The following is a 238-nucleotide window of genomic DNA, read 5'->3' on the forward strand; positions in this document are numbered from 1 at the left end:
CCGGCGAGCGACTCCTCGTTCGACCCGGGCCGATGACCACGTACAGGGCCTTCCGCGAGGCGTATCCGGACGGGATCGTGCTCCAGCCCGCGTCAGAGGGGTCGGCCGCGGTGAGTGGCTACGACCCCTCCGGGTACGAAGCTTATGAAGAGCGCGAGGCGTTCGGCCTCCGTGGGATGCGCGGGGAGGGTCCGGAGCGTGAGTGGCACCGCGATGACCTCGATCCGAAAACAGTTGT

General features: G+C 68.1%; 1 pseudogene. It reads left to right on the top strand.

Annotated elements, in window-relative coordinates:
• Window positions 1-32 precede the first annotated feature (32 nt).
• Window positions 33-238 (top strand): annotated as a pseudogene (locus tag EXE42_RS18005) (hypothetical protein); the annotation flags it as partial.

It is taken from the genome of Halorubrum sp. SP3 (assembly GCF_005435195.1).
GTDB lineage: Archaea > Halobacteriota > Halobacteria > Halobacteriales > Haloferacaceae > Halorubrum > Halorubrum sodomense.